Source organism: Mucilaginibacter sp., from assembly GCF_036383575.1.
GTDB lineage: Bacteria > Bacteroidota > Bacteroidia > Sphingobacteriales > Sphingobacteriaceae > Mucilaginibacter.
Window position 1 is genome coordinate 1 of record NZ_DASVOB010000120.1, and the last position, 3,857, is coordinate 3,857.

At 41.9% G+C, this 3,857-nt stretch carries 3 protein-coding genes and 1 pseudogene; 3 read left to right on the forward strand and 1 reads right to left on the reverse strand.

Features of this window, described 5'->3' with window-relative positions; translation table 11 throughout:
- A pseudogene (locus VF500_RS04505) lies at window positions 1-423 on the forward strand (class 1 fructose-bisphosphatase); the annotation flags it as partial.
- 167 nt (window positions 424-590) lie between these two features.
- Complete coding sequence (locus VF500_RS04510; RefSeq protein ID WP_330858536.1) at window positions 591-2,150, forward strand: beta-N-acetylhexosaminidase; 1,560 nt, start codon at window positions 591-593, stop codon at window positions 2,148-2,150.
- Window positions 2,151-2,455: 305 nt separating this feature from the next.
- Here the strand turns inward: VF500_RS04510 and VF500_RS04515 are convergent, their stop codons facing one another.
- Window positions 2,456-3,520: a LacI family DNA-binding transcriptional regulator gene (locus VF500_RS04515; RefSeq protein WP_330858537.1), complete on the reverse strand. Its 1,065-nt coding sequence runs from the start codon at window positions 3,518-3,520 to the stop codon at window positions 2,456-2,458.
- Between the two features lie 110 nt (window positions 3,521-3,630).
- On the opposite strand from VF500_RS04515, the gene VF500_RS04520 reads away from it, so the two are divergent.
- A partial coding sequence (locus VF500_RS04520; protein ID WP_330858538.1) for a hypothetical protein occupies window positions 3,631-3,857 on the forward strand: 227 nt, incomplete at its 3' end.

Genomic DNA, 3,857 nt, shown 5'->3' on the forward strand with positions numbered 1-3,857 from the left:
ATAAACGAAGGTTATTACTCTCATTTTCCTGATGGGGTAAAGAAATATATCAAATACTGCCAGGTGGAGGATGTAACAACAAACAGGCCGTTTAAAGCAAGGTATATCGGATCAATGGTGGCCGATCTGCATCGGAATATGATAAAGGGAGGGATCTTTATTTACCCTGCCAATGCAAGTGACCCAAAAGGAAAATTGCGGTTAATTTATGAGTGTAACCCCATGGCCTTCATCATTGAACAGGCCGGAGGCAAAGCCAGCAACGGGTACGAACGTATTTTGGATCTGGAGGTTACAGAATTACACCAGCGCTCCGGTATCTTCATCGGTTCAAAAAATATGGTAACTAAGGCCGAAGAAATGATGAAGCGCTTTTCGCCAATCACAACCAATGTTGACTATAGTTATATGGAATTAATATAAGCTGAACATATTCATTTAAAGGCTGCCCGGGGGGACACATTATTATTCACATTTGACTGTGATGAAAATAATTAAATGTGTATTATTGCTTTACGTGTGCGTACACGTAAAGCAATTGCTCAACCATCCCGGTTGAGCGCGATCATAGAGAGCCTTTAAAAGTTATTATGAAAGCTTATTTACAGCGCAGCTTAATTTTAACCCTGCTTATTGTGGGGGTAAGTTTTTCAGCATCAGCCATTAATGCAAAACCGGTTGATTCGGTTCAGATAAAAGGTTTTCACCTCGATATGCGCATCCAGGTAATGAAGTTGCCTGCGTTAAAAAAGTTTGTACTCAACTTAAGTAATAACGGTATCAATACCCTGGTAATGGAATGGGAGGGAAGTTATCCGTTTGCGAAGGAACCGCTTATTGCCAACAGATATGCCTATTCAAGGGCCGAGGTCCGCGATTTTATTGCCTATTGCAATTCGCTTCATATTCGTGTAATTCCACTGCAACAAAGCTTTGGGCATGTAGAGTATATCCTTCGCGATTATAAATACGCTGCCCTGCGCGAAGACCAGAAGGATTTTAGCCAGGTTTGCCCCAGTGAGCCTGAGTTAAATAAAAAGTTGTTCACCACGCTTTACACCGATCTGGCCTCAACCCATAATTCGCCTTACATTCATATCGGCGGTGATGAAACCTATTTATTAGGTCACTGCGAAAAGTGCAAGAAACGGGCTGCTGAAATAGGCTTGTCGCGGTTGTATTTTGATCATATCAAAATGCTGTGCGATATTGTAGTTGGTTTAGGGAAAAGACCAGTTGTTTGGGCCGATATCGCCCTGAAATATCCTGACTACATTAACCTGCTACCTAAAGAAACTATTTTTGTCGACTGGAATTACGGCTGGGAAGTGAACCATTTTGGCGATCATGCCAAACTGTTAAAATCGGGCTATGAGATCTGGGGTTCGCCGGCCATCAGGAGCTACCCTGACAACTATTTCCTTACCGACTGGCAAAAGCATTTCAATAATATCAGGGACTTTATTCCTTTATCGCGAAAGTTAGGATATAAGGGTATCGTCATGACATCATGGTCAACCTCGGGCGTTTATTCATCGTTGTTTGAATCTGAAGATGAGCTGATCGACCTATATGCTATCCGTCATGTATACCCTTTAAGCGGGTTCAATATCCTGGTCAGCTATTATTTAAGCACATTAAATGCAGGGCAAAAGTTAACCAACGATCAGTTTATCATCAACTATTGCAGTTCACATTATGGCTTAAATCAACAGCAGGCAATGCAGTTTAAAAACGCCTTGTTTGCTGCGCCATATAATGTAGTTCATGGCAAGGTGATGTCACCAAAGGAAATAACGGTTAGTCAACTATTGGATAGCGCCACTAATGCGCTGAATATGCTAAGATCATTGCAGCCTGTAAAAGGAGCGCAGGAGTTTAAGCATTATGTTTTGATGGCCAGGATCCGGGTGTATTACCTTACCTACATGAAAATAGAGGCCGAAGTAAACTCCCCCGATTTTGCTGTCGATCAGGTTCCGGTGTACTTGACAAAGCTCAACAAGCTATTAGCCGATGAGCAAAGGCTGAATGCTGAGTTCACTGCACTAAATAAAGATTTTCTTTACAAACCTGCATTAGATGAAGAAAACCAGCTAAGGAGCCAAAAGATCCATGTAATGTATGATCGGTTGGCTAAAATAAGATGAGGGGGGCTTAACGTATAGCATAACAAAGGTTTCTGTCGCGTTGAGTAGGTAAAATCCAGGGACTTTGCAGGGAAAAGATGACATTTGCCCCTTTGTCATCCTGAGGTACGAAGGGTCTTCTTCGCTTTGTATGGCGGCCATGCTTGTTGAAGAAGATCCTTCGTGCCTCAGGATGACAGTTTTTTTTAATTATGTCATGAGTAACTTGTTTCAACAGCCCATTTGCTAAGCCGGTTGCTAATCAAAGCGGCTGCTTGCGGGCACTGAAACGAGTTCAACATGACAGCGTTGATATGTCATTTCAGTTACCCATTATAAAACAAATAATTTTCCTTCGTGATGATATCAATAGGCATATACGTTGATTTTTCCACCTCGCTTATTTTAAAAAGGTGCTTATAAAGTGCCATAACACCAAGATAACCCTGTTCTTTGGGGCGCTGGCAAATCAGGAAGGTGATTTGGCCGCTTATGAGGTGATCGATGTTCTTCTTCAAAAAATCATAGCCTACAAGCAAAATATCTGTGCGTTTATGCTGCGCTAAAATTTCGGCTATGAGGTTCACCCTTGAGTTGGTCACAAATATGGCTTTGATAGCCGGCTCAGCTTCTAAAACAGGTAACAGCGCTTTTTCTGCCTCGGTAAGTTTTGTGTCGTTTATATTGAGTGTGATCACCTTGTTCAGTTTCCCGCTGCTCTCGAAAAAGCTTTTGAAACCCTGTTCCTTCCGCAGCAGGTGATGATTGTTTTCGAGATCGGTTGATATGTTCAGCGTTAAAATCTTATCCTGCTTTTGAATAGCAAAACTGATAAGCTGAGCGGCAAGTTTACCGCTTTGATAAAGCTCGGGGCCGATGTAGGCAAGACCGGGTTGATCGGGTAAATCCGAATTAATAAATACCAGCGGCAGTTCAAGTTCAAGGATCTTTTGAGCAAATATTATCGACTCTTCTACAAATGAAGGAGCCATCAATATAGCATCGGGTTCGTTTTGCAGCATCTCTTCAGCCACTGCATGGAAACTGCTTTTTGAATTGAGGTCGTAAAAATGATAATTAACGGTTACACCAAATTGCCTTATCTCTTCTGCAGCCTGTTTTATACCATTTAAAGGATAGCTCCAGTAATCTGTCTCGTCAGAAACGGCCGGGATCAGGATAGCAAAATTCAATATTTTGCGCGAAGCTAACAGGCTGGCCATTTTATTGGGCCGGAAATCCATCTCCTCAATAATGGCATTTATTTTCTTTTTGGTTTCCTCGGATACGCCTTTCCTGTTGTGGATAACCCTATCGACGGTGCCGATGGACACATTTGCTCTCCGGGCAATTTCTTTAACACCTGTTAACTCAGTTTCTGTTTTTTTCATGCGTATACAAGCCAAATGTACTATATTTTGATAATCATTTTTTAAATCAGGGAGGGAGGAAGATGCCTGTTTTCAATTAATGCCCGCTTATAATTGTTATTTTTGGCGCAATGAAATTATCTGTATTCAGGGTTATCCTGCTTTTTATATTTATGCCGTTTGCCGGTAACGCGAGTGCTTACTGGATGGAGGTCAAAGGCTCCGGGAAATTAAACGAAACAGCGTATATCCAGGTTTGTTACGGTAATATTGATGAGTTCAGCGTCCGTCACCGGGATATCGGTACTGAACTTGCCCGCACCGGTGATTTTGAAATATTTGTCCAGGACGAAAAAGG

Coding starts and splice junctions, on each gene's coding strand:
- VF500_RS04510 (WP_330858536.1), top strand. CDS start 591: ATGAAAGCTTATTTACAGCGCAGCTTAATTTTAACCCTGCTTATTGTG.
- VF500_RS04515 (WP_330858537.1), bottom strand. CDS start 3,520: ATGAAAAAAACAGAAACTGAGTTAACAGGTGTTAAAGAAATTGCCCGG.